Genomic DNA, 25,915 nt, shown 5'->3' with positions numbered 1-25,915 from the left:
ATTTAGAATGAAAGCTGTTCATAATGAATATGTTCTTTGGGTATGTTGAGCGATTTCAGGCTAGTGTTAACGCCTGCAATCATCGGTTTCGGGCCGCATAGATAAACCGTACAATCTTTTTTCGCTTCGATGCTATTTTGGTTATTGATGCTGTTGAAAACACCTTCAATGCAGTCTTTGTCGATGACTCCCTGATAGATATCCTCTCGATGTTCTTGATTAAACTCCTCATTGCAGACTAATTGTTGTTTGAAATTTGGCATGGTTTTTTCCAGCGCTTTAATTTCATCTTGAAGCACCATTTGATCGAGCCGATTATTGCCATAGATAAGTCGAATAGGGCGTGCGTCGTTTTTCTCTGCCAAGCCACGTAACAGACTCAACATTGGGGCGATTCCGGCACCACCTGCGATTAACACTATAGCTTTTGCTTTGCTTGATTCCGCCAGATTAATACTGCCGTAAGGACCATCGACATAAACATTTTGACCAATCTTTAGGGTGTCTAATTTTGAGGTGTAATCACCCAGATTTCGGATAAGAAATGACACACGGGGAAGATCCGCCTGACAGGATGCGATTGAAAAAGGGTGCTCTTTTACCCCGCCACTGTGTTTGCTGGTATTGAGCCAGACAAACTGACCGGCTTCAAAATCAAAACCTGATGCGTCTTTTTTTTCGATGGTGACTTGCCAGTCGGTGCTACTGACTTGTGCAACATCGATCAATTTGAAGGGTTTAGATCGGAGTATTCTAGGTTTGATGAAATAGTTGTACAGAACCATTGTCACCGAGGTAGCGCACAATGCCCACCAGATGAGATTGAATTTTTCCTGAAACTGTCCATGACTACCTACAGAAGTAATATGCAGCGTCGCCAAAATCATAATTGTCACTAAACCCAGCATGTGCGTAAAGCGCCAAGTTTCATAACTGATATTGAGTGTGTTTTTAAATATTGCGATCAATATCCAGATGATCATGCCGACCCAGGCAATAATCCCCGTGAGCATTTGAGGCGCAGTGATGACTGAAACAAGGCTGTGCATACCATCATCAAATGAGACCAAAAATCGCGGCGCGAGTATCAACACAGGATGTAGCAGGAAGATAATGCCAAGCCAAAGGCCAATTTTTTTATGGTGGGTGATATTCCAGTCAATATTCGCAAATAGACTAAATGACTTTAAGCGGCTGACTAAGGGGAACTGCATATAAAAAGCCATCATTGCCAGCACATTTACCGTGGTCAGGATAGTGGCATAAGTTGTTTTATCTGCCATATCCAGACTAAAGGTCGCGAGGAATGGAAGCAACATTAGGCAAAAATAACCTAATGCCAGTTTGCTTTTTTTATTGAATTTAAACGGATACTGTAAGCCGAATTTTTCTAACACTGAAGATTGAGTTATCATGATTTTCATCCAATTTGCTATCAGAATAAGTACATTGAACAAGCAAGGTACTCATTACCGCACACACCAAATATAAGTCTGAAATGTGCATGAAATGTGAAAATTTATGAGAACTAATTTGATTTCTAGTCATTTAATGACGTAGATCAAAAGGCTTGGAAAAATTGGTGTCGGTATGGGAAAAGTCTCAGGGAAATGATTTTTGAGACGATGAATCAATCATCAGGGTTTTTATCTGAGATTAGCGAACATTGATGTCTTTGTTATTGGATGTTTTAAGATATTACACAAAAAAATACACCCCCCTACTTATGGGCACTTTTTTAAAAAAGTGCCCATAAGTAGGGGGGTGTAACTTGCTTTGTTCTATTTCAATGGATCAAAACAAAGATGAATAATTTACTCAGGCCAGCTGTATGCAGCAAATGCATCATCCAGTTGTGAGGCAAATAGGTGATTAGAGTAGTTGCTGATCACTTTAACGGAAATCGCCAATACAATCGCAAGCATGTCTTTATCTTCATAACCTGCTGCGTGGAATGCCGCAATCGCATCTTTGTCTGGATTGCCTCTTGATGTCACCATTTCACGTGTAAAGGCATCTAATGCTGCTAATTTAGCGTCCGGTATTTCTTTTCCTGCTCTGATAGCTTGAAGCACATCGGCTGGAACGCCAGACATTTTGTCAGCAATCATGCTGTGAGCACCCATGCAGTATTCGCAATTGTTGGTGCTGCTAATCGCAAGGAAAATGACTTCCTGTTCCTGCGAGCTTAGGCCACTTCCTTCGTGGAATTTTCCGTAACCATGAAAGTAGGTATCTAGCAGGGCAGTGTTATTCGCCATGTTGGCGTACATATTAGGGACAAAACCGACTGTTGATTTAGCTTCATCGAATAATTCTTTGGCTCGTCCTGTCGCTGTTTCAGGGTTTACTGCTTCAAGTGATACTAGTTTTTCGCGTGACATGTTTTTTCTCCAGGACGTTTTAGTCCATTCATTGAATTAAATTGTTTATAAAATATATCTGTACCGTTCGGTACATATTTGACATTCTTTACCGCTCGGTACATTATGTCAAGCATAATTTATTACGCTGTAAAGAATTGATACATCGTAGTTAACGACTGAATAAGAACTATTGGACGCAGAAATATATGAGCGCAGGAAGAAAAAGAACTTTCGATAAAGATGAAGCATTGGATAAAGCCATGCGTGTGTTCTGGAAGAATGGCTATTCAGGAACATCGCTAAGCGATCTAACAACCGAGCTAGGTATAAATAAGCCAAGCCTTTACGCTGCATTTGGCAATAAAGAAAAGTTGTTTGAAGCAGCCTTGGAGCGCTACCTATCTGAATATGCATCACCATTAAGCCAGACCCTTTCTGAGGGTGAAGCGATTCCTGTTAAAGATGCATTGCGTGCTTACATTTACAAAATTATCGAAATACAAGCGGGGGATGAAAATCCGGGTGGCTGCTTTTTTGTTAAGAGCCATTGTGAATCTGGCGGAGTGGGTTTTCCGGATGATATGTCCGCGTTAATGGAAAAAAAGCAAGCGATGCATGAGGAAATGATTTCTAATTTTCTGCAACAGAAAATAGCAGAAGGTCAATTTACAGAAGAAGCCAACCTGAAAGAAATAACAGGCTATCTGATGGCTGTTATCTATGGTTTATCCGTTCACGCGCGTACCGGTAAAAGCAAACAGGAATTGCAGGAGATTGCTAATTTTTCCCTAAATATGCTTCCGGTGAAATAAGCCTTTATTCCGTGAGTAAGCAATAGAGTTGTCATTGCTAAAACAAATGGCCGTAAAAAAAAACGGCCTCAAAGTAGGGGGGTGACTTTGTTAGGCTCACCAAGAGCCAACAAAGTCCATCGTAGTTTCCGAAGGAAATGTCGATGGAATAGGTTAGATCAACCACAAGAAAAGGGCTTATAAGTAGGGGGGGGCTAATCTACTTATTTATTTGTTTACTTACTTACTTACTTACTTACTTACTTACTTACTTACTCATTCACTCATTTATCGTAATACACAAATTTATCTGCTTCTTCTAAAACAAAGGTCCGAAAAGCCTCCGCAACAGGGGATATTGCTTTTCCCTCTCGGGTAACCAGGTGCCAGTGTCTTTGTAGCGGAAATCCTTCTACATCTAACGTTATTAAATGATTATTGGCCAGTTCTAGTTCTACGGTATGTAACGACACTATGCCCAAACCGAATCCGGCTGAAACCGCATGTTTTATCGCCTCGTTACTGCTCATTTCGAGTGTCGTTTCACAGACTAATCCATTTTCAGAAAAGTGTCTTTCGATTGCACCGCGTGTGCCGGATCCTTTTTCTCGTACAACAAACTTTTCCTTCTGTACCTGTTTTAATTTAAGGTTCTTTTTGTCTTTCAAGGCGTGTTCAGGTGATGCAATGATCGCCAATGGGTTTGGCATAAACCGTTCTGATTTCAGGCCATGACCTTTAGGCGGTTCGCCCATGATCACCAGATCGGGTTCGTAATTTTCTAGCTGTTCGAGTATGCGTCGACGGTTGGTGACATCCAGACTGATAGTGACATCCGGGTATTTTTTGGAAAATGCAGAAAGAATTCGGGTGGTGAAATGATTCGCAGTGGTGGCGACGGTAATCGTCAAATGCCCTGTATGACAGCCTTTGATTTTGTCTACAAAGTCCATCATGTTCTCATAACCCTGAATGATTTCTTTGCTGTATTCACGCAGTTGCTGACCTGCATCACTGAGGCTGAGTTTTTTGCCGTGTCTTTCGAATAATTCAATATCCAGATTTTTTTCTAATTGTTTCATCTGCATTGAAACGGCGGGTTGCGTCATGTGCAATTTTTGCGCGGCTTGCGTGTGGCTCTGATAACGAGCGACTGAATCGAAGATATGAATTTGACGCATTGAAATATGTGCCATAGCGGTTCTCCTCTTTTATTTTTTCTTAGCGTAAAAGTCAGATAGCGGATTAGAAAATACCGACTTCTCTAATTATCTTACGCCGATATTTTAACATAAGCAATTCTTATATTAGAGGGGTTTAATATTTAGTTTCGTTTATGGATAAATTATTACAGAATGATCTCGCTCTTAAGGAAAATGTCATTTAGATGTGATTTGTTTTTCAGTAATTCCAACGTAAAAAAGGAATAAAACAGACACAACGATAAAGATAAATTTTTTAATTAAAGACTAATCAAACGATAGGAAACGCAACTATGGCTAAGCAATATGATGCCGGTGTAAAAGAATACAGAGAAACGTATTGGACACCCGATTACACTCCAAAAGACACCGATATACTGGCTTGTTTTAAAATCACTCCACAAGATGGTGTACCAAGAGAAGAGGTGGCTGCAGCGGTAGCCGCAGAATCTTCGACAGGTACATGGACAACGGTTTGGACTGACCTTCTAACAGATCTTGATTATTACAAAGGTCGTTGTTATGCGATCGAAGATGTACCGGGAGATGATACCTGCTTCTACGGTTTTGTTGCTTACCCAATCGATTTGTTTGAAGAAGGTTCGGTCGTTAATGTACTGACTTCTCTGGTAGGTAATGTATTTGGATTTAAAGCACTTCGTGCGCTTCGTTTGGAAGATATTCGTTTTCCAGTCGCTTATGTTATGACGTGTAATGGTCCACCACAGGGTATTCAGGTTGAACGCGATATTCTGAATAAATACGGACGTCCACTATTAGGTTGTACGATCAAACCGAAGTTGGGTTTATCCGCGAAAAACTACGGACGTGCCTGTTACGAAGGTCTTCGTGGGGGCCTGGATTTCACCAAAGATGATGAGAACGTAAACTCACAGCCATTCATGCGTTGGAGACATCGTTTTGACTTTGTAATGGAAGCCATCCATAAAGCCGAAGCAGAAACTGGCGAGCGCAAAGGTCATTATCTGAACGTTACCGCTCCCACATCAGATGAAATGATGCGTCGTGCAGAATACGCCAAAGAAATAGGTGCACCGATCATTATGCATGACTATTTAACCGGCGGTTTATCAGCAAATACGCAACTTGCACAATGGTGTCAAAACAACGGCATGTTGTTACATATTCACCGTGCGATGCATGCGGTACTTGATCGTAATCCGCATCATGGTATTCACTTCCGCGTACTGACTAAAGTTCTTCGTTTGTCTGGTGGTGATCATCTTCACTCCGGAACAGTTGTTGGTAAGTTGGAAGGTGACCGAGATGCTACTTTGGGTTGGATCGACATTATGCGAGATTCATTCATCAAGGAAGATCGTTCACGCGGTATTTTCTTCGATCAGGATTGGGGCTCAATGCCAGGCGTTATCCCCGTTGCTTCCGGTGGTATCCATGTATGGCACATGCCTGCGCTCGTTAGCATCTTCGGCGATGATTCCTGTTTGCAGTTCGGTGGCGGCACATTAGGTCACCCATGGGGTAATGCGGCAGGTGCGGCAGCTAACCGGGTAGCGGTAGAAGCCTGTGTTGAAGCACGTAATATGGGTGTCGAGCTGGAGAAAGAAGGTAAAGATATCCTTACCAAAGCGGCGGCACATAGTCCTGAACTGAAGATTGCGATGGAAACCTGGAAAGAGATCAAATTCGAATTTGATACTGTCGACAAAATCGACGTTGCCCACAAGTAACAATTTCATCTAGCGCGCTCTGGCGACATTGGTATAAAGAGCTGCTGAAAAGGGTCATGTATATTTTATACACTCTCCTTTTCGCGCCTTGCCAGAACGCACTATTCAACTTTTTTACGTTAAAAATTAATTATTTGGAGTAAATCACATGAGTGATGTACAAGATTACAATTCGAGCTTAAGCGATGCTGCACAAAGCCGAAAATTTGAAACATTTTCTTATCTACCACCTTTAAGTGCTGAGTCAGCTCGTGCACAAATTCAATATATTGTAGATAAAGGCTGGAACCCGGGTATCGAACATACGGAGCCAGAAAATGCGATTAGCAATTACTGGTATATGTGGAAATTGCCAATGTTTGGTGAAACCGATGTCGATGCAATTATGGCTGAGATAGAGGCCTGTCATAAAGCGCATCCAGAAAATCATGTGCGCTTACTGGGCTTTGATAATTTCGCCCAGTCTGCAGGCGCTGCGATGGTTGTTCACCGCGGCAAATCTGTATAGCGTTTAGATAAATGTGCCTCTGTCAGATTAGTTCTGACATACAGTTAAGTCAGATTCTGGCAGAGGCATTTTTAGAAATTATTTAAATAAAGATTCAATAAGGATTCAGTTGAGTTTACTGTCGGGTATTTATATAAATGTTTTTTGATCTTAAAAACTAACAATGAGAATACTATGGCTAGACCAGATAAATACGTTGGTATCGACAAAGAAGTAAATGGTGGAATGACCACCATAGGCAAAATCATTCGCGATGCATGGGTCTTTGGACTGATTGAAGAAAGCGAAACCTGTGAAGGCTGGAATTTTGCAGGCGTTGATTCTTTATTGGATAAAGTGAATAAAGAGTGGGACAAATACGGTTGTTTAGTGAGCCAGTTACCCCCTGAACTCTTTGAGAAACATCAGCGGATACATGATAAAGCTATCGCAGAAGCACGTGCCGCAGGCTGGAGTGGTGAAGTAGAAACAGAGGATGAAGATTAGTTTTATTCTGGGAGTACTCTCATTCTCTCCTTTCTGTTAAACCAAGCTAACAAATATATTAACAGTAGATCACAGAAGATCTCACGAATTAGAGAGAGTAACGATGTCCATTACTGAAAATATCGTAGATGCCAATCAATATATCATTAATGATGAGCCTTACTATGAGCCGGTAGATCAAGAGATCGCATTATATGAATCAGCGTATGCGGTTCGGATGCCGATGATGATTAAAGGCCCAACAGGCTGCGGTAAATCTCGATTTGTTGAATACATGGCATGGAAATTAGGCAAGCCCTTAATTACCGTTGCCTGTAATGAAGACATGACAGCCTCTGATTTGGTAGGACGTTTTCTTCTCGATAAGGATGGCACAAAATGGCAAGACGGGCCATTAACGACTGCCGCCAGAATCGGTGCCATCTGTTATCTGGATGAAATCGTTGAAGCCAGACAAGACACCACCGTAGTTATCCATCCCTTAACGGACCATCGTCGGAGTTTACCGCTGGATAAAAAAGGCGAGTTGATTCAGGCCCATCCTGATTTTCAGTTGGTTATTTCTTATAACCCTGGCTACCAGAGTTTAATGAAAGATTTAAAGCAATCGACCAAACAACGTTTTGGTGGAATGGACTTTGATTACCCTAAAGAGAAAATCGAAGTCAGTATCGTGGCGAAAGAATCGGGTGTTGATGTGGAGACGGCGGAGAAATTAGTACAAATTGCACACCGTGCACGTAACTTGAAAGGCCATGGTTTGGATGAAGGTATTTCAACGCGTTTACTGGTTTACTCGGGGCAGTTGATTGCAAAAGGCGTGTCACCACTAGCGGCTTGTAGTATGACGATGGTAACACCGTTAACGGATGACCCTGATATGCGCGATACACTGAATGCCGCAGTGGAAACTTTCTTTGGGTAGACCTTTACCTTCAGGTAACCAACATTACATTGGTGAATGAGATAAAAATATGTCAATAAAACTCGAAGACTACGAAGAATTCCTGATTGATGCCGCCCCAGAAGTGAGGGAAGTGTTAGAGGGTACTTTTCAGGAAGCCTCACGTGTAATGTCTCCGTCCGGTTTGCAAACCTATATGGATGGCGCAAAAAGTCTGTGTAATTTAGGGCGCGGGCATGACGTAGTTATCTCGTACATTCAGGAAATGCCACTGGTTGCCAAAGAGTGTGGCGAAGATGTAATCGGCGATTGTTTAACGGCTGCACTAAAATTATCTTCAATGACTTCGGCTGAAGTTGTTTCTCTCTTATTTGCCAGTATGCCCAGTGCTGCGCGCAATCTAGGCGATGCAGAACTGTTTCGTGGCTACTTAACGCTGGTGCATCAATTGGCCTCTACCGCTTCTCGTGGTGTGCGTCCAATGCTGAATCACATGGATGAATTGCTCTCTAAATTAACCTTGAGTGGTTTACGCCGTTGGGCAAATTTTGGGGCGCAGGCGTATCGTCGTGATTTTAATAATCTCACGGCTTATTTTGATCTTGAGTCTGCTGATAGTCGTGCCATGTTACAAAAAGAACGACGTGGCATTCTGTTTATCAAAACCCAAAGAAAACTCAATTTTTATCTGCGTGCTTTGTGGGGTAGGGATTTTTTCTTACGTCCCACGGGAGCCGATTTTGCTGATTTTCGTCCCTATATTGAACACCGTATTTTGTACTTGCCCGATGCGCTGGATGATTATGGTGATATCGCGGGTCTGGAAGTGTATCGTGCAACGGCGGCGCACATGGCTTCGCATATCATGTATTCATCCGAGCCTATTTCAGCTGAAGGACTGAGTCCGGCGCAGATGTTCTTTATTGGTTTGGTTGAAGATGCGCGTATCGAATATAAAGCTGTAAATGATTTTCCCGGTCTGAAAAAACTATGGCGTCGAATGATGCAAGAAGCCGCTAATAGTGACGAGCAAGATACGCAGGCAGAACATCCGACCATGCCTATTTTAGTCCACTTTTCCTTGATGTTGCTGGATGAAAACATCACATCGGATGATGAAGAACTCAATGCTCTTGCCAAAAGTTTCCATGCAGGGATCTCGGAAAATCAGGACAACAACACATTTTGCTGGAATCTCGGGCTGGACATCTTTAACTTGTTTTCTCAACGAAAAGAAGTGCCCAGCCTTCGAATACTCGAACGTATTGATATTCCATATCGTGACGATAATCGTTATGTCTGGGAGTTTGAAGAATTCACAAGTGACGTTGAATTTGAATATCTGCCAGCCAGTCAGCAGCAAGTCAGGCGGGAAGTGAGCGCACTGATGATGGCGCATGAGGTGGATTGCGAACTGGCGGGTGATGATGCGCAAGAAATCTGGACCAATAAAGATGTGATGCGTTTTTATGAAGATGATTTAACCGACGATGCAGCAAGCTTCAATGATGCCTGGGGCAAAGAGCCGGTTTCTGATCCCTTCCATTATCAGGAATGGGATTATCAAATTCAGCTACATCGTCCTGATTGGGCCACGGTTTATGAACGTCGACAGCCGCGTGGTCATGTCGAAGATATCCAGTCAATCATTGATGAATACAAACCAGTCGCGCACCGTATCAAACAAATTATCGACTTGCTGACACCGGAAGGTGTGCAACGCCAGCGGAATATGGAAGACGGCGACGAAGTTGATATCAATGCAGCGATTGATGCGATGATTGCAATACGAATGGGGGAGCAACCTAATACGCGAATCACGATGCGTAATGTATTAAAAACCCGTGATCTTTCTGTGGTGCTATTGCTGGATTTATCGGAATCCACCAATGAGCCCATGAATGGTTCTGAAAAGACCGTTTTACAGCTAACACGAGAAGCATCGACCTTAGTCGCAACCGCCATAGAAGGCATTGGTGATCCCTTTGCGATTCATGGTTTCGCATCTGATGGGCGTCATGATGTGCAGTATTATCGCTTTAAAGATTTTAATCAGCATTTTGATGATGATGCTAAATCACGTTTGGCTGGAATGAAAGGAGGCTTATCGACTCGAATGGGTGCTGCATTACGTCACGCAGGTAACCACCTGTTAAAGCAGCCAGAACGTCGCAAGCTGGTGTTGATGATCACCGATGGTGAGCCGGCAGATATCGACGAGCGCGATCCACAGCATTTACGTCATGACACCAAAAAAGCTGTTGAAGAACTTTATGCGACAGGTGTCTTAACTTATTGTTTGACGTTAGATCCGCAAGCGGATGATTATGTGAAAAGAATCTTCGGTGCGAATAACTACACCATAATCGACAAGGTAGATAAATTGCCTGAACAATTACCAACCTTGTTTGCGAGCTTAACCGCTTAATGTAAATGATGATGTGTAATCAGGCTTTAAAAAAGTGCCCCAAAGGTGGGGGTGCCTTTAACTCATTCCAAGATCTAATTTGGCTTAATTTTATCCGTTTACAGGTGACACTAAATGACCTGTTTTAATCCAGACCTTCGCGCCTTGATCGCCGGTTTTTGCAGTAACGGTAGTATTCACCGGAACGCGTAACCAGGAGTCTTTGCGAAGCTCGTCACCACTTTCTGTAAAGCCTCCGTCTAAAACGAAAAGTTCTGCTCCACCAGATGCGTCTACTTCAATGTTTGTGTTTGCTTCCCAGTATTCTACGCGCACATCTTCGTAACTATCTTTGTATAAAGGCGTGACTTTAACCCCAGCTCTATCAGCATCTGAAACCGAGCCTATTTTATTTATATCAATATGCACAAAGGTGCGATCATCGGGTTGAAATTGGGACAGCTTCACAAAGATAATGCAGCCATCTTTAGAGCCTGGTTTATGTTTCGATGTAGGCGGGTTACGAATATACGAGCCGGTTGGCCAGTTGCCATAATCATCTTCGAAGATGCCTTCCAAAACGATAAACTCTTCACCGCCAGTGTGAACATGTGGTGAAAAGCTGCTTTCTGGTGCATAACGCACAATCGTCGTCACACGATCGGCTTCATTATCGACGCGGTCTAGTCTGCGTCTTACTACTCCTTTCATGGGGGAGTCTTCCCAGTCGATTTCATCACTGTGAAGCATGATACGTTTAGAAAAATCAGCGTTTACATCCATTATTTTTTTGACTCCGCTCTAGTGTCAGTTCAACTCTACTTTGACTCCAATATAAGATAAGAATCGTTTCAATGATAGTTAGCGCTACTATGCATTACAATTTTACGTTATATAAGGAAGGTTGAGACTGATTATGATGAAAAAAATAATATGCACACAGAAATACTGATTGTTGGCGGCGGAATTAGCGGCTTACATAGCGCCTACCAGCTGCAAAAAGAAGGAATAGCTTTTAGGTTGATCGAGGCGAGAGAGCGACTCGGTGGCCGGATATTATCAAAAAATTACGCTGTGTTAGATTCAGAGTCTTCGAATCAATATGCGGCAGATAAACCCGCCTATGATCTTGGTCCCTCATGGTTTTGGCCGGGGCAAACACAGATGGAAAAGCTCATAAATGAGCTCGGCTTGAATGATTCTGTTTTTCTGCAACAGGGAAGTGGTCAGGCCGTTTATGAAGACCAGCAGGGTACTATCCAAAAAGGTTTTTACGGTATTTCCATGGAAGGGGCTTATCGATTAAAAGGCGGAATTCGTCAAATCATATCGACGCTGAAAGATCACATAGACGATGAGAATATCAGCTTAAATTCTCAAGTAACGCATGTGGAATATCTGGACAATCAGATCGTCACCACCGTTGTTGATAATGCTAATCGTAAACTGTCGAGTGAAGAAAATAACGAAGAAAGCAGTTACCAAATCACCAGCAATAAAATCGTCTTTGCGTTACCGACGCGCATTGCCATGTCAGCGATTGAGTTTACTCCTCCGCTATCAGAATCAAGAGTGACCGAGTTGAACAGTTATTCAACGTGGATGGCAGGTCATGCAAAATTCATTGCGGTATACGATTCAGCGTTTTGGTTAGAACAGGGATTATCGGGCGACGCAGTGAGTCAATTAGGCCCTTTACGTGAAATTCATGATGCCTCGACAGATGCTAATAGCTCTAAGGACAATAAAGAGTGCGATAAAAAGAGCAAAACAGGATATGCCTTATTCGGATTTGTTGGAGTACCCGGAAGTTACCGTAAAGGAAAACATGAGGAAATCTGTCAAGCCGCTATTGATCAGTTGACCCGGTTATTCGGTGACAAAGCGGCGAGTCCGGTTGATGTTGTATTGCAAGATTGGGCGCAGGAAGCATTTACTGCCACTGATATTGACCAATCAATGAGCGCTGGTCATGCGACATCATCCATGAGTGATTATGCGGAAAGTAATTTTGGTCGGCGTTTAATCTGGTCAGGGACCGAATCGGCAAATCATCGCCTAGGGCACAATGGCTTATTAGAAGGAGCCTTAGAAGCCAGCAACCGCACATTGGAACTCTTGCTAAAATGACAACGCGCAAATAAAGTGCCCCAAAGTAGGGGGGTGGGTTTCTTTATCTAGAGACGATATATTAAAAGATATGAAATCAACCTAAGTTTTGTATGTGTTGAGAGTAATCACATCCGCTTTACTTTTTGGGTACTGATCTTTCATCTTTTCCAATTCTACTTGTAGTGCTTTGTTAAATTCCCATTGGATTCGTTTCATGGTTTCCAGCGCTTTCTCATCGTAATAACTCATCCGGTAAGGAACAGGATCGATTAAGTTTTCGCGTTGCTGAGGGTGAAATTTACGCCATGCTAATTCAATGGATTTTTTGGCGCATAAACCATCGACAAAAATTATTTCTTGTTGGTCGATGACTGCCATATATTGCATCGATCGAATCGGCAGGAAAATGCCTGATGATTCACTGTTATCAAGGTCCGAGTATGCTAACAGAGTACGCATGGCGTTATAGGAGACAGCGGGCAACATTCGATCTTCATGCCCGAGTTTTTTGCCGCGATAGAATACTTCTTTAGTATGCATAGCTAGCCTTTTAGTTGGATGAAATCCGATGTAATTGCACTGTATTTTATCAAAAACTGTGTTAGCTTACTGCGCTAATTTATCAATGAATATAAGGATGAGCAGATGGACATAGCAGAATATATTGAACAGGTAAAAACTTCCCCGGAAACACTTGAGTTTAATGACCTGATGTCATTGATCGAAACGCACTATGATTTCACGCCCACAGCGTTTAGTAATGGGGATTTGCAAAATGCAGCTGATCAAAATCAGGGGTCGTGTAAATTATTCGCATTTGCTCAACTAAATGGTTTATCAAAAGAACAGACGCTAGCCTGTTTCGGTGCGTTTTATCGTGAAGATGTGTTGCAAAACCCTGACGCTGATAATCACCAGAATATCCGTAATTTTATGCAAAATGGCTGGGATGGTATTCAATTCTCGTCGAATGCTTTAGAGATAAAAATCCTGTAGCGCTGAATAAATTCCTAAGGGTGTTTTAATTAGCAAAATAAAAAAGCCGCTTAAAGTAGGGGGGTGCCTTTATCAAAATGCGATTGATACTGATATCGTCATCCCTCTGATTTTCGGCACAATATAAAGTATTTACTTCTATATTAGCGAATACTAATGTAGTATATGCTGATATGTCTAGAATCTATATATCAGCAGCGCATAAATCATCGGGTAAGACCACGATATCGATTGGCTTGTGTGCAGCGCTTTCTAAACAGGGGTTAAAAGTCCAACCTTTCAAGAAAGGTCCCGATTATATAGACCCACTGTGGTTGGCGCGTGCGAGTGGTTTATCTAGTATCGCTTTAAAAAATCGAATGGAATCAGACGATTTGGTCGGTTGTTATAATTTAGACTTTAATACGCAGTCAAAACAAGAAATTCTGGACACACTCACAGAACACAGCCGCAATGCAGATATCAGTATTATTGAAGGCAATAAAGGTTTGTACGATGGTGTTGCTCTAGACGGTAGCGATAGCAATGCCGCAGTGGCAAAACTCACACAAAGCCCTGTTGTTTTAGTGATTGATAGCCGCGGTGTAACACGCGGCGTAGCGCCATTATTGGCAGGATATCGACTCTTTGATCCCGATGTAAATATCGCGGGCGTGATATTTAATTTAACCGGTGGCCCACGCCACGAAGAAAAACTGCGAGCAATAACAGAGACATATACTGATATACCCATTCTTGGTATGGTCAGAAAAAATAAAGCTATGACGCTCGATGAAAGGCATCTTGGATTAATGCCGAGTAACGAAGATCATCAAGCTGACCAGAAAATTTCCGACATTGCACAAATAGTGAGCGATTCTGTAGACCTCAATAAGCTCATTGAAATTGCGCAGTCTGCTCCGAAAATTACCCCAGTCACATCCATATCTAAAAAAGATGTTACTAGTAAAAACCGACAAAGCCATTGCTCTAAGCAGCCAAAAGTGCGCATCGGTATTTGTGAAGATGAAGCCTTCGGTTTTTATTATATCGACGATAAAAAGGCATTTATGGCAGCCGGAGCAGAACTAGTAAGTATTAATACACTTCACGATAAAAGCTTGCCTGATGATCTGGATGGTTTGTTTATTGGGGGTGGTTTTCCGGAAACTCAAATGCAGAAATTGTCAGATAATGTATCGATGCGAAACAGTATTCATGATGCTATCGAAGCCGGTATGCCGACCTATGCAGAGTGTGGCGGTTTGATGTACCTGACCCGCAGTTTAGAGTGGAACGGTAAAAAATCAGATATGGTAGGAGTGATTTCTGCTGATACGATTATGCATAGAAAACCTCAGGGAAGAGGATATGTTGAACTGGAAGAAACAACCAAAATGCCCTGGGGTAAGATTAATCACGATTCCGCATTAGCGAATCTTAGAGAAGTTGATAGCGCTGGCGACGAAGACAGTATCAGTAACTCGCTAATTAAAGCACACGAGTTTCATTATTCACGTTTGGTCAATATCTCAAGTCATGGCGAATACGCCTATAATGTTCATCGAGGTGTGGGTATCACCGGCGATAAAGATGGGTGGATTTATAAAAACCTACTCGCCAATTATTCTCATTTAAGAAATACAGATAATTTTCAATGGGCAAAACGGTTTGTTAATTTTGTACAGGAACACGTGAGCTCTAATAGACAAGATGATAATCAAGATATTCTTAATGACCTTCTTGGTGAGGGTCTTAAGACAGTTGAAAAAATATAGCTAAACAAATATAGCTAAACAATGTAGCTAAACAATGTAGCTAAAAAAGAACAAAGTAAAAGTTAAGAAAAAGGAGGGTCATATTATGATCAAAATTTCAGACAATGCCGCAAAACAAGTGATGATTTCATTGGAGCAAATGGGCGCTGATGTTCTGCCTTTAAGAATAGCGATAAAAGTGCAGCCTGATGGTTCTTTTCATTACAACATGGGGTTTGATGATAATACGCATCCAGGCGATAAAAGCTTTGTCGAAAAAGACATTAGTTTCGTAGTTGATGCTGCCACCCTGCCACTTATAGGCGGTATGACAATGGATTATGTGGAAATTGGTGGTAAGCATGAGATTGTTTTTCTGAATCCTAATGATCCTAATTTCAAGCCTCCTACTGAGTAAAACGGCTTACTATGGCACAACAAAATTCCATTCATATTCCGATTAAAGCTGTTGATAACACAGGCAATGACAGTGAAAGTCGAAACGAGACTGCTACTGAAGATGCTTCTACTTCTAATGGACGAGAAGAAATGAAGGAAAAAGCACGAGAAGATAATTACCAGATCCCAGAGGAATTAATCAAACTGCCTTTGATTGCTCGTACTGTTTTTTCTATTTTGTTTATTTTCTTTGTGATTATTGGCGCAACTTACTTCTGGGCTGTTAGTCATGATGAAGCACCAACATGGGTAGCGCCTTTAATGACTTTTTTATGGGTGGTTTCAGGTGTTGGAGTGCTTGGCCTATTGTATTTGATGTGGCGTCAATTCAATCTGTTCTGCACCGATCTTACTGATTGGGCAAATGGCTTGTTGCAGGGCGATTTATCCTCTCGTATGTTAATTCGTTCTTCGCGGTGTCCTTCTGAAGGTCTTCGCATGCACGTAAACAAAATTTCTGAAGATTACGAATCACTGGCAAAATTTGAACAGCAACGTTTTGAGCGCCAGGCAGAACGCATAGAGCAGAAAAAATATTATCTCGATGTTTTATATGATGTTTCATCAACCATCAATAAGTCGAATAATTTAGAAGATTTATTGCAGCGGTTTTTACACACACTCAGAAAGGTCGTTAAAGCTGAAGCTGCAACGGTGAGATTGCTGGATAAAGAAAATCAGATGCGCCTGGTTGCCAGCATTGGTTTAAGTGATGAAATCATTGCACTAGAAGACACCTTGCCAGCGCCAGATTGCCTATGTGGTAAGGCATTAATCGATGCTAGTGTGATGGTAAATACAAATGTAACTCAGTGTGCTTTGACGGTTGGTCAAAACTTTTTCGAAAGCGATGAAGATATCGAAATGCTGGCGATACCTTTGCAATATCGCGGCAAAACGTTGGGTGTTTATAATCTTTTTGTGCACAGAAAAGACCACGATTTCCTTGAGGGAGAACATGAACTTCTGGTCAGTATCGGTCAGCATCTTGGTATGGCCATAGAACAAGCTGGTGTTGAAGAAGACGCGAGAATGCTTTCAATCATCGAAGAAAGAACCCGCATGGCGCATGAGTTACACGATTCGCTGGCGCAAACCATGGCTTCATTAAGATTTAAAGTACGTCTCATGGATGACTCTTTAAATCAGGGTGATGAAGAAGTCATCTGGCATGAATTAGAAGGTTTGGAAAGCACAATAGATGAAGCCTATGCTGAACTGAGAAGTCTAATTACGCACTTCAGGGCGCCGATTGATGGTAAAGGCGTGGTACGGGCAGTGGAACGAGTTGTTGGCCGTTTCAAATTAGAAACAGGCGCTGATACATTCTTCTATCACAACTGGAATCTGAAAACGCTGTCTCGAGATACTGAAGTAGAAGTGATTAGAATTGTGCAGGAAGCTTTAGCCAATATTAAGAAACATGCCAATGCTAAAAATGTACGTATTCTCATGACCAGCACTGAAGAAGGACATTGCAGTGTGCTAGTTGAAGACGATGGCGTAGGTTTGAATGATGAGTGGTCTGAACAGAATAATGAGACGGGAGACCATCTTGGGCTTTCGATAATGAATGAGAGAGCTGAAAGAATAAATGGTGAAATACAATTTGAAAGTGATGGCGGTGAAGGGACTTTATTGCAGCTTAATTTTGATGTAGATGCGAACCCCGTTACCTTGAACACCTTTAAGAAATAGAGAAAGTTTGAAATAGATAAAATTTGAAATAGATAAACGTTAAAGAAACGTTATCTCTTTATTGCATGAGATTTTATTTTCAAAAAGTAGACTTTGAATAAAATACACCCGAGTACAAACTGAGTACAAAAAGATATGAACGAAAGAATATTATTGATAGATGACCACACTTTATTTCGTGCTGGCTTGCGTGACTTGCTTACTCGAAGAAAAATCAATGTTGTTGCTGATGTGGGTAATGGCTCGGAAGGTGTGAAAATAATTGATGATGAGCAACTAGATATCGTATTGCTTGATATGCGTATGCCAGAAATGGACGGCATAAGTGTGTTAAAGGTCATTAAAGCTGCACATCCTGATCTTCCTGTCGCGATGCTTACCACAAGTAGTGATGAAAGTGATTTGGTTGGGGCTTTAAGAAATGGCGCTCAGGGTTACTTACTAAAAGATATGGAACCTGACGATTTAGTGGTAGCGCTTCGGGATATTATTTCAGGTAAAACTGTCGTTGCGCCTGATCTTGCACCGGTACTGGCAAGTGCAGTGCAGGGCGATAATCAGGAAAAGTCTGAGAAGGAAGATCCTTTCGCTGTGTTAACACCCAGAGAATTTGAAATACTGACGTTACTGGCAGAAGGCCAGAGTAACAAAGTTATTGCGAGAAACCTTGGTATCTCTGATGGTACGGTTAAATTACATGTGAAAGCTATTCTAAGAAAACTCAATATTAGTTCTCGAATTACTGCTGCAGTGATGGCGGTAGAGCATGGTGTGAAGAAGTCTCCAATTACAATGCCACCGAAAAGAGTGTTATAGGTTTTATGTGTAAATCGGTGTCATTTTAAGAAGCGCTAGAATTACGCTAAGATAAATTTTAAATAAAAAAAAAGCGAGCCGAAGCTCGCTTTTTTTTTTTTGGTTATCAGTAATACCCCCGTAAGACTAATAACCGTCATCGTGTTAGCCCAGCAAACCAGCTCCCCAATATTTGGCCGATTTTTCGGAACGGTGACTATGTTCAGCAGTTGAGGGAGGATTCCTTAATTCGGTTGTATTTGAATACAAACCTTTTTTATTATTTTTAGGAGTCTAGGTTTCCCCAATCAACAAAAGTCACACCACAAACCCCTTTGAAAAGTGACTCTCTGCTGAAGTTGTATATAGAATACCTTTATGAGGCTGAATCGAAGCTGAATGAGATTAAAAACTGTCAATTAAAAGCAGATAAATTGTAAAACATTAAATATATCAAATACTTAAAATTAGTAAAAAGAGGGTTTTGATATAATTAATTACTGTTTAGCTATGAATAACGCGGGATCTACAGCATTTCCGTTCAGGAAAACAGTCCAGTGTAAATGCGCTCCGGTGACACGACCTGTTTTTCCTACCTTACCAATAATTTCGCCACGTTTTACTTGTTGGCCTTTTTTAACATTCATTTTACTGAGATGAGCATAAAGGCTTAAAACGCCATTTCCGTGATCAATATAGATAACATTGCCAGAGAAGAAGAGGTTACCAACCCACAACACTGTGCCAGACTCAGTAGCTTTCACAGATCTACCCTGAGGGGCTGCGATATCCATGCCGCTATGTGGGTTTCTTTTTTGTTTATTTAAAATTCGACGTAGTCCGTATCTTCCGCTATCTCTTCCGGCTACAGGTCGAATAAAGTTTAGTTTAGGTGATGAGTTAGAGAAGGTAGACTTTAGCTTTTTCTTCATAACAAATTCACGTTCAATCCTTTTCATGGATTTGTTATTTGGGTTCACCTTGTTCTTATTCTTAATAGTTAAGTATTGGGTTTTATATTTATGAGGCTTAACTGTAAATTTCTGTATGCTCGTTTTTCCTGACGAATCTTTAATGTCTATTTTATGTTGTCCGGTTTTTGCATCTAAGGATATGCCGACAATGGCAAGCCAGTTCTGTTGTCCTTTAACTAAAGCGATGGGTTTATTGTTGTAGCTTACGTATGGCTTTGCATTGTGTGATGGGGCAACGCTTAAAACCGCTACACCACCAGGCCTTAGGCTATTATTAGGGAAGGCATAAGCAGCTGAACTTAACAAAGACAATAGAAACAGAGTAAAGATACTTCTACAGATGATAGTGAGTGTGTTGTTCATATTTGAGTCTAAAATGAATTAAGTTTAATTGACGAAATTATAATCGACTTAGGTATCTGATAGGTAAACATATTGCATAAATATAACAGGCAAATAAACCTGGTTAATCTCAGCTTTAGTTGAGTCAATTAATACTGAAAATATCCCATTGGGTTTTCAATAGTGGGAACTTATATACCTAAAAGGGTAGAATTAATGGTAATTATTGTGTTATCTTCAATCAAATGCTGCGCAGCTTAGAAGCTTAAGTTGAAAAAAATAGCGAAGCTAAAAAGAGCTAAATTATCAGCCCCCGTATAAGATGTTATGTCTTTTTTTGATAATTTAAATTTTATGGTAGCAATACTATTACCCCAAGAAAATTAATAATATTTAAACTTTGCGAATGTACTGTTTGTATATTGTTATTTTCACCAAAGGATTGGAGTGTGATCTATGCAAACTGGACATTCGGCCCCTGATGTTCTTTTCGAAAGTGTTTCTACAACTAAAAATAATGTTTCTGAAATCAATGGTGATGTAACAGACCTCATTGAGGCAAAGAAACTGAAAATATCCCAAAAAGCTGGTCTTGATAAGTCAAAAGAAGATTTAATTGCTGATAAACCTAAGCCAGCTAAAGTTCCACGTAAGGAACTCGACGCCATTCAACTTTATTTGAAAGAAATAGAGTTCTCTCCATTGTTGACCCCTGAAGAAGAAGTTAAGTACGGGCGTTTAGCAAAAGAAGGAGATGCATTGGGTCGTAAAAAAATGATCGTATGTAATTTGCGATTAGTCGTGAAAATCTCACGTCGTTATATGAATCGTGGATTACCTTTACCTGATCTTATCGAAGAAGGAAATCTTGGTCTAATTCACGCCGTTGAAAAATTTGATCCTGAGCGTGGTTTCAGATTTTCTACCTACGCAACGTGGTGGATACGACAAAATATCGAACGTGCGCTGATGAACCAGTCTCGTACCATTCGACTTCCTATCCATATTAATAAAGAAATCAATCAGTATTACCGTAAGTTCCAGCAACTCACTCAAAAAAGTGGTGAAGAGCCTACAATTGCAGAAGTTGCTGAAGCATTGGGTAAGCCAGTAGAGAAACTTCAAAAGTTACTCCATTATGGTGAGCGAGTGAGTTCACTTGATATCAATATAGGAAAAGAAGGCAATAACCCTTTAGTTGATTTTGTTTCAGAAGAGTCTCAACTAGAACCTTCTGAATCCATCAATGATGAAGCGGTATGTAACTCAGTTGAAAGTTGGCTTACACAGCTGGAACCAAAGCAACAAGAAGTCATTGTTAGACGTTTCGGTCTACATGGTCATGATAATTCAACACTTGCACAAGTTGGTGAAGAGCTTGGATTAACAAGAGAACGTGTACGCCAGATTCAAATGGAAGCACTCAGACGCTTACGTCGTATTCTTGAAAACCAAGGTTACTCTGGTGATGTACTTCTTGGAAGTGTTTAATACACTTTTTGGGAGATACCTAGCCACCTAGGTATATAAAGAATGAAGCGAAAAAAACTCCCTCAAAGTAGGGGGGTGACAATAACTTTCAAAGCATTAATGCTCTAAAAATGAAAACAAGCCGATTTTTATCGGCTTGTTTTCATTGGGTCCAGGATACTATTCACCTGATTAAGTTTGGGGTCTAAATCAGGGAAGTCCAAATTATAATGTAATCCTCGACTCTCAGTTCTTTGCTGGGCAGACCTGATAATTAGTCTCGAGACTTCTGCAAGATTTCTTAATTCCACTAGGTCGCTTGTTACACGGAAGTTTGAATAATATTCATCGATTTCTCTGAGTAACATTTCAATACGATTTCGCGCGCGCTTCAAGCGCTTTGTGGTACGCACAATGCCCACGTAATCCCACATGAAGCGCCTAATCTCATCCCAGTTATGATTGATGACAACACGCTCGTCAGAGTCAGTTACTCGACTTTCATCCCAGTCAGGTATGGTTAGGTCTTCAAATTGGTTGATATCTGTAGCATGTCTTTTAGTAATATCTTCTGCTGAGGATTGGCCGTAAACAATGCATTCTAGTAGTGAATTACTCGCCATGCGATTTGCGCCGTGCAAACCTGTAAATGTGGTTTCGCCAATTGCATACAATCCTTCAACATCTGTATGACCAAATTTATCAACCATTAAACCACCACAAGTGTAATGTGCAGCGGGTACTACTGGTACAGGTTCTTTGCTCATGTCATATCCAAACTTCTGGCACATGGCATAAACATTAGGGAAGTGATCCATGATGAAATCAGTCGATTTATGGCTGATATCAAGAAATACAGAATCAATGCCCAATCGTTTCATTTCATGGTCAATGGTCCTGGCGACAATGTCTCTTGGCGCAAGCTCTGCTCTTGGGTCAAATTTGTCCATGAAACGTGAGCCATTCGGCAATAGTAATCGTCCACCTTCACCACGAACGGCTTCGGTAATTAAATTAGATTTAGCATGCGGATGGTATAGGCATGTTGGGTGAAATTGCATAAATTCCATGTTGGCTACACGACACCCAGCGCGCCAACCCATGGCGATACCATCACCGCTAGCACCATCTGGATTACTGGTATAGAGGTAGACCTTGCTGGCGCCGCCAGTTGCAAGCACAGTATATTGAGACTTGAAAGTAATGACTTTTTCATTCTTGATGTCTAAAACATAAGCACCGATTGAATGATTTAATCGGCTTTTGTGGTGCAGTTTTCTTGTAGTAATTAAATCGATAGCAATATGATGCTCAAACAGTTCTATGTTCTTTCTGGCGCGGACCATGGAAACGAGTGTGGTTTCGATAGCGCGACCACTTGCATCTGCAGCGTGTGCTACACGTCTATTTGAGTGACCACCTTCACGAGTTAGATGCAGTCCTTCTGTGCCATCGGCTTTGTTTTCTTCTCGAGTAAATGGGACGCCTGCTTTTAATAGCCAGTCGATTGATTCAGGACCCTGTTCAACGACATGTCGAACCACGGATTCAATACAAAGGCCGGCGCCGGAATCTAGTGTATCTTCAATGTGAGATTTAAAGGAATCATTCTTGTCGAGTACTGCTGATATCCCACCTTGCGCATATAAGGTGCTTCCTTCGGTGAGCACTTCTTTACTCAAAACGGCTACTTTCATTGTTTCTGGAAGGCTTAAGGCCAGTGTTAAGCCAGAAGCCCCGCTGCCTATAATCAAAACATCATGCATGTATTTACTCTGAAATTACGGTGATTAAGATAATTATTTTATTGTAGTACTCAAATCGTTCATCTATTACAACTATTTATAAAAATTCATTTCGTCTAGGTTTATCAAAAATTGCTTAAGTGATAGATTGATTCAAATATTCCTTATATGTTCGTATTAGATTATCATACGTTTAATTAATAACTTAGAAGTGAAGGCATTTTTGCAAAAAATAGACCGAGTGATTCCACTTATCTTATCAGCAGCGCCTTATAGGAGAGAGCCCTAATGGGCGCGAATCAAACAGATTTAGAATTGGTGCGAAGGGTACAATCAGGGGATAAGGCAGCTTTCGATATTTTAGTTTTAAAGTATCAGCAGAAAGTTATTAATCTTGTCACTCGATATGTGCACGACCCCCATATCGCCATGGATGTATCTCAGGAGTCATTCATAAAAGCTTATAAAGGTTTAAAGAACTTTCGTGGAGACAGTGCCTTTTATACCTGGCTTTATAGGATATCCATCAATACTGCTAAAAACCATTTAGTTTCTAAAAGCCGTCGTATGCCTGATGATGATATCGATGCGCAAGAAGCTGAACAATACGATGGTGGTGGCAAACTAAGAGATATCAGTACCCCAGAAAATCAGATGATGACTGATGAAATTAAGAATACGCTTAATAAGGCGATAGAAGCATTGCCAGATGACTTGCGCATTGCAATAACGTTGAGAGAACTCGAAGGTTTAAGTTATGAAGAGATTTCTGATGCTATGGATTGCCCAATAGGGACCGTACGTTCACGTATATTTAGAGCGCGTGAGTCGATAGAAAGTGAATTAGAGCCGTTAATAGGCAAAATTTAAGATGCTTGTGTAAGAGCAAAATAGACTGGATTTTAGTTCAGCATCGTTTAAGTTGTAAAAAATTATAATGTATGCGAACTAAGTGAATAAATTCTTGTCTATTAACATGAATATAATGGAAGTGACCAATGGAAACTAATAAAACCCCAACTTCAATGCCTGAACACCTTTCTGCTTTGCTTGATGATGAAGCTGGTTCGTTTGAGCAAAAACGTGTTTTAGATGAGTTGTCTACTAACGATGCATTGCGAGATAAATTATCTACTTATGCGTTAATCGGTGAAACCATGCGCTCTAGTGATGTGGGTAAACCGATGTTAAATTTAGACTCTAGTTTCCTTGCCGGTATACATGCAAAAATTGAAGAAGAAGAGCAATACCATGATGTCCAGATAGCTCAAGTAGCCGCTGGTCAGAGTGCACGTTCACAGTCATGGATAAAGCCTTTAGGAAGTTTTGCTTTAGTCGCATCCGTAGCGGCAGTAGCTGTCGTAGGATTGCAAAATTTCCAGCAATCTAGAATGGCAGAGCCCTCTGCATTAGTTGCTAGCAATAATGCGATTAGTAAAACAATGATTGCGCAAAAAGATCAGCTTACCGAAAACGAAATGTCATCAGCAAAACAGGTTTCAGCTGCTGACTTAGCATCTAATAATGTAAACACTAACAGTGAGCCGATGGCTGCTACTCAGGAATATGCTCAGGCAGATACTCAAACCCGCTCTTTATTGAAACGCTATGTGGATTCTCACATGCAATATGCTTCAACTGCTGCATTTGTCCCTTCGGTTCGAGTCATTGCTTACACAGATAACCAATAATGATTAGATTTTATTTGGAAAATAAGAAAAAAATAAAAATGAAGAAATTAACATATCTTTTGCTTATCCCCATGCTTTTGCCAGTTACGGCATTTGCTGATAAAGCTGCCGTTGATTTGTTAAATAAAATGAATCAGGCGCTACACGAATTAAACTACACAGGTACATTGGCATACTTGCAAGGGAACTCACTGTCTACTTTGCATATTGATCATTCCGTAGTGAATGGTGTTGAAGGGGAACGCGTTGTAAGGCTGAATGAGGCTGGTAGCGAGCTATCAAGAGAGCTAAAAGGGTTTTCATTATCTTCAATCCCACGCATACGACCTGAGATGGAAAAAGTATATTCTTTTGATATGGGGCGAGAAAACCGCGTAGCCAATATTCCTTGTCGAATTATTACGGCAAGACCAAAAGACCGTCAGCGTTATTTGCAAAAATATTGCATAGATACGGTTTCAGGTATGTTGCTGGATTACATGTTGGTGGGTAAGTCGCATAAGCCTGTTGAACAGTTTATGTTTACTACAATTGAAATTAGAGTGCCAGAAAGTATGGCCGCAACGAATAGTTCTATCTGTGCCGCAGGTGATTGTGCTCTGCAGTCTTTAAGTGCAAATACAGGTACTACAACGGCTATTCTGGATCATTCGATTACTACGGTAGATCCTATTCAAAATTCAATCACTAAAAAACCGTCTAAGATCATTTCTAAGCAGGTCCTAAGGCAGGTGAGTCATACTTCTCTTGAAGATGGCTGGGTCATTGAAACGGTACCACTGGGCTATGAGATTAAACAAGCACCTCACTTAAAAGAACAAAATAACAATGGTGATACCAGACATTATGTCTTATCAGATGGTTTAAGCACTGTTTCGGTTTTTGTAACGCCATATTTGGGAAATACACCAATGGAAGCCGTAGAGATAAATTCTGGGGCGCTAAATGTTGTTACTCAACAAAAGGGCAAGCATAGAATTACTGCAGTAGGTGAAGTGCCAGAGATCACATTGAAAAACCTAGTGAAAAACTTACGTAAAAAATAAACGGAACGCTTATCTAATGCAATTTACTCAAGAAGAAGCAGTAGTAGATGATGTTAATAACGGTTTTGTTTATCTAAGTACTAATAACTCAGCCTGTAAAAGTTGTTCATCGCAGTCAGGTTGCTCTAGCTTTTCATTTTTTTCAAATTCACCTGGTCGATCGCTCAAAGTATTGAACACATTGAGCCTTGAGAAAGGTGATAGAGTGATGGTTGAGCTGAAGACTGAAAAACTCATCCTAGGGACTTTGTTGGTTTATATATTACCTTTGGTGAGCCTTTTATTCTTTTCTGCAATGGGAAAGCTTTTTTTGAGCGAAGGGTATAGCATCTTATTTGGTTGCTCTGGTTTTGTTCTAAGTTTATTTCTTGTTAAGCGCCTCTTGTCTAATAAAGCACTTGCGCATCAATTTGAACCAAAATTACTCAATAAAATAATATTGATAAATCCTTCTAGTTCATAATGACTTTGGATA

Annotated in this window: 24 protein-coding genes; 17 read left to right on the top strand and 7 right to left on the bottom strand. The window is 40.9% G+C overall.

Annotated features, from left to right (window positions below; genetic code table 11):
- Positions 1-2: 2 nt before the first annotated feature.
- Positions 3-1,424 (bottom strand): ferredoxin reductase family protein, encoded by a 1,422-nt coding sequence (locus EV695_RS13580; protein ID WP_131906526.1) that lies wholly within the window; start codon positions 1,422-1,424, stop codon positions 3-5.
- 390 nt (positions 1,425-1,814) lie between these two features.
- On the bottom strand, positions 1,815-2,384 hold the full coding sequence (locus EV695_RS13575) for a carboxymuconolactone decarboxylase family protein (RefSeq protein ID WP_131906525.1): 570 nt from the start codon (positions 2,382-2,384) through the stop codon (positions 1,815-1,817).
- A gap of 188 nt (positions 2,385-2,572) precedes the next feature.
- Here EV695_RS13575 and EV695_RS13570 point away from each other — a divergent pair, with 188 nt between their 5' ends.
- Entirely contained in the window at positions 2,573-3,178 is a 606-nt protein-coding gene (locus EV695_RS13570; RefSeq protein ID WP_131906524.1) for a TetR/AcrR family transcriptional regulator, read from the top strand.
- 263 nt (positions 3,179-3,441) lie between these two features.
- On the opposite strand, the gene EV695_RS13565 is transcribed toward EV695_RS13570, so the two are convergent.
- On the bottom strand, positions 3,442-4,353 hold the full coding sequence (locus tag EV695_RS13565; RefSeq protein WP_243651615.1) for a LysR family transcriptional regulator: 912 nt from the start codon (positions 4,351-4,353) through the stop codon (positions 3,442-3,444).
- Between the two features lie 299 nt (positions 4,354-4,652).
- Here EV695_RS13565 and EV695_RS13560 point away from each other — a divergent pair, with 299 nt between their 5' ends.
- The 5 genes from EV695_RS13560 (at position 4,653) to EV695_RS13540 (ending at position 10,397) form a co-directional block, all read left to right on the top strand.
- A complete protein-coding gene (locus EV695_RS13560) occupies positions 4,653-6,071 on the top strand; it encodes a form I ribulose bisphosphate carboxylase large subunit (protein WP_131906523.1) in 1,419 nt (472 codons plus the stop codon).
- Positions 6,072-6,219: 148 nt separating this feature from the next.
- Entirely contained in the window at positions 6,220-6,579 is a 360-nt protein-coding gene (locus EV695_RS13555) for a ribulose bisphosphate carboxylase small subunit (RefSeq protein WP_131906522.1), read from the top strand.
- 174 nt (positions 6,580-6,753) lie between these two features.
- Positions 6,754-7,065 carry a hypothetical protein gene (locus tag EV695_RS13550; RefSeq protein ID WP_131906521.1) on the top strand — a complete coding sequence of 104 codons (312 nt, stop codon included), beginning with the start codon at positions 6,754-6,756 and terminating at the stop codon, positions 7,063-7,065.
- A gap of 103 nt (positions 7,066-7,168) precedes the next feature.
- The gene (locus tag EV695_RS13545) at positions 7,169-7,990 is read left to right on the top strand and encodes a CbbQ/NirQ/NorQ/GpvN family protein (protein WP_131906520.1); all 822 of its coding nucleotides are present in this window, start codon (positions 7,169-7,171) and stop codon (positions 7,988-7,990) included.
- 49 nt (positions 7,991-8,039) lie between these two features.
- Positions 8,040-10,397 carry a nitric oxide reductase activation protein NorD gene (locus tag EV695_RS13540; protein ID WP_131906519.1) on the top strand — a complete coding sequence of 786 codons (2,358 nt, stop codon included), beginning with the start codon at positions 8,040-8,042 and terminating at the stop codon, positions 10,395-10,397.
- A gap of 90 nt (positions 10,398-10,487) precedes the next feature.
- On the opposite strand, the gene EV695_RS13535 is transcribed toward EV695_RS13540, so the two are convergent.
- Positions 10,488-11,159 carry a cupin domain-containing protein gene (locus EV695_RS13535; RefSeq protein ID WP_131906518.1) on the bottom strand — a complete coding sequence of 224 codons (672 nt, stop codon included), beginning with the start codon at positions 11,157-11,159 and terminating at the stop codon, positions 10,488-10,490.
- Positions 11,160-11,309: 150 nt separating this feature from the next.
- On the opposite strand from EV695_RS13535, the gene EV695_RS13530 reads away from it, so the two are divergent.
- Positions 11,310-12,506 carry a flavin monoamine oxidase family protein gene (locus EV695_RS13530; protein ID WP_131906517.1) on the top strand — a complete coding sequence of 399 codons (1,197 nt, stop codon included), beginning with the start codon at positions 11,310-11,312 and terminating at the stop codon, positions 12,504-12,506.
- 81 nt (positions 12,507-12,587) lie between these two features.
- Here the strand turns inward: EV695_RS13530 and EV695_RS13525 are convergent, their stop codons facing one another.
- A complete protein-coding gene (locus EV695_RS13525) occupies positions 12,588-13,028 on the bottom strand; it encodes a hypothetical protein (protein WP_131906516.1) in 441 nt (146 codons plus the stop codon).
- Between the two features lie 105 nt (positions 13,029-13,133).
- Here EV695_RS13525 and EV695_RS13520 point away from each other — a divergent pair, with 105 nt between their 5' ends.
- From EV695_RS13520 to EV695_RS13500, 5 genes are all read left to right on the top strand, one after another.
- On the top strand, positions 13,134-13,484 hold the full coding sequence (locus EV695_RS13520; protein WP_131906515.1) for a HopJ type III effector protein: 351 nt from the start codon (positions 13,134-13,136) through the stop codon (positions 13,482-13,484).
- A gap of 173 nt (positions 13,485-13,657) precedes the next feature.
- Positions 13,658-15,241, top strand: coding sequence for a cobyrinic acid a,c-diamide synthase CobB (locus EV695_RS13515; RefSeq protein ID WP_131906514.1), 1,584 nt, complete (start codon positions 13,658-13,660; stop codon positions 15,239-15,241).
- Between the two features lie 85 nt (positions 15,242-15,326).
- Complete coding sequence (locus EV695_RS13510; RefSeq protein ID WP_131906513.1) at positions 15,327-15,638, top strand: HesB/IscA family protein; 312 nt, start codon at positions 15,327-15,329, stop codon at positions 15,636-15,638.
- 11 nt (positions 15,639-15,649) lie between these two features.
- Positions 15,650-17,377 carry a histidine kinase gene (locus EV695_RS13505; RefSeq protein ID WP_131906512.1) on the top strand — a complete coding sequence of 576 codons (1,728 nt, stop codon included), beginning with the start codon at positions 15,650-15,652 and terminating at the stop codon, positions 17,375-17,377.
- A gap of 135 nt (positions 17,378-17,512) precedes the next feature.
- Positions 17,513-18,193 carry a response regulator gene (locus EV695_RS13500; RefSeq protein ID WP_131906511.1) on the top strand — a complete coding sequence of 227 codons (681 nt, stop codon included), beginning with the start codon at positions 17,513-17,515 and terminating at the stop codon, positions 18,191-18,193.
- 476 nt (positions 18,194-18,669) lie between these two features.
- Here the strand turns inward: EV695_RS13500 and EV695_RS13495 are convergent, their stop codons facing one another.
- Positions 18,670-19,509, bottom strand: a complete 840-nt coding sequence (locus EV695_RS13495) for a peptidoglycan DD-metalloendopeptidase family protein (protein WP_131906510.1) — start codon at positions 19,507-19,509, stop codon at positions 18,670-18,672.
- A 435-nt stretch (positions 19,510-19,944) separates the two neighbouring features.
- Between EV695_RS13495 and rpoS the strand changes: the two genes are divergently transcribed.
- Positions 19,945-20,979 (top strand): RNA polymerase sigma factor RpoS, encoded by a 1,035-nt coding sequence (gene rpoS / locus EV695_RS13490; protein WP_131906509.1) that lies wholly within the window; start codon positions 19,945-19,947, stop codon positions 20,977-20,979.
- 128 nt (positions 20,980-21,107) lie between these two features.
- Here the strand turns inward: rpoS and nadB are convergent, their stop codons facing one another.
- Positions 21,108-22,724 (bottom strand): L-aspartate oxidase, encoded by a 1,617-nt coding sequence (gene nadB, locus EV695_RS13485; RefSeq protein WP_131906508.1) that lies wholly within the window; start codon positions 22,722-22,724, stop codon positions 21,108-21,110.
- Positions 22,725-22,991: 267 nt separating this feature from the next.
- On the opposite strand from nadB, the gene rpoE reads away from it, so the two are divergent.
- From rpoE to EV695_RS13465, 4 genes are all read left to right on the top strand, one after another.
- Entirely contained in the window at positions 22,992-23,573 is a 582-nt protein-coding gene (gene rpoE, locus EV695_RS13480) for an RNA polymerase sigma factor RpoE (RefSeq protein ID WP_131906507.1), read from the top strand.
- 128 nt (positions 23,574-23,701) lie between these two features.
- Positions 23,702-24,394, top strand: coding sequence for a sigma-E factor negative regulatory protein (locus tag EV695_RS13475; RefSeq protein WP_131906506.1), 693 nt, complete (start codon positions 23,702-23,704; stop codon positions 24,392-24,394).
- 38 nt (positions 24,395-24,432) lie between these two features.
- Positions 24,433-25,440, top strand: coding sequence for a MucB/RseB C-terminal domain-containing protein (locus EV695_RS13470; protein WP_165874710.1), 1,008 nt, complete (start codon positions 24,433-24,435; stop codon positions 25,438-25,440).
- 16 nt (positions 25,441-25,456) lie between these two features.
- Positions 25,457-25,903 (top strand): SoxR reducing system RseC family protein, encoded by a 447-nt coding sequence (locus EV695_RS13465; RefSeq protein WP_131906504.1) that lies wholly within the window; start codon positions 25,457-25,459, stop codon positions 25,901-25,903.
- The last annotated feature ends 12 nt before the right edge of the window (positions 25,904-25,915 follow it).

Source organism: Cocleimonas flava (assembly GCF_004339015.1).
Taxonomy (GTDB): Bacteria; Pseudomonadota; Gammaproteobacteria; order Thiotrichales; family Thiotrichaceae; genus Cocleimonas; species Cocleimonas flava.
The sequence above is the reverse complement of the archived record's forward strand: the minus strand, read 5'-3'. Positions and strand labels throughout refer to the sequence as shown.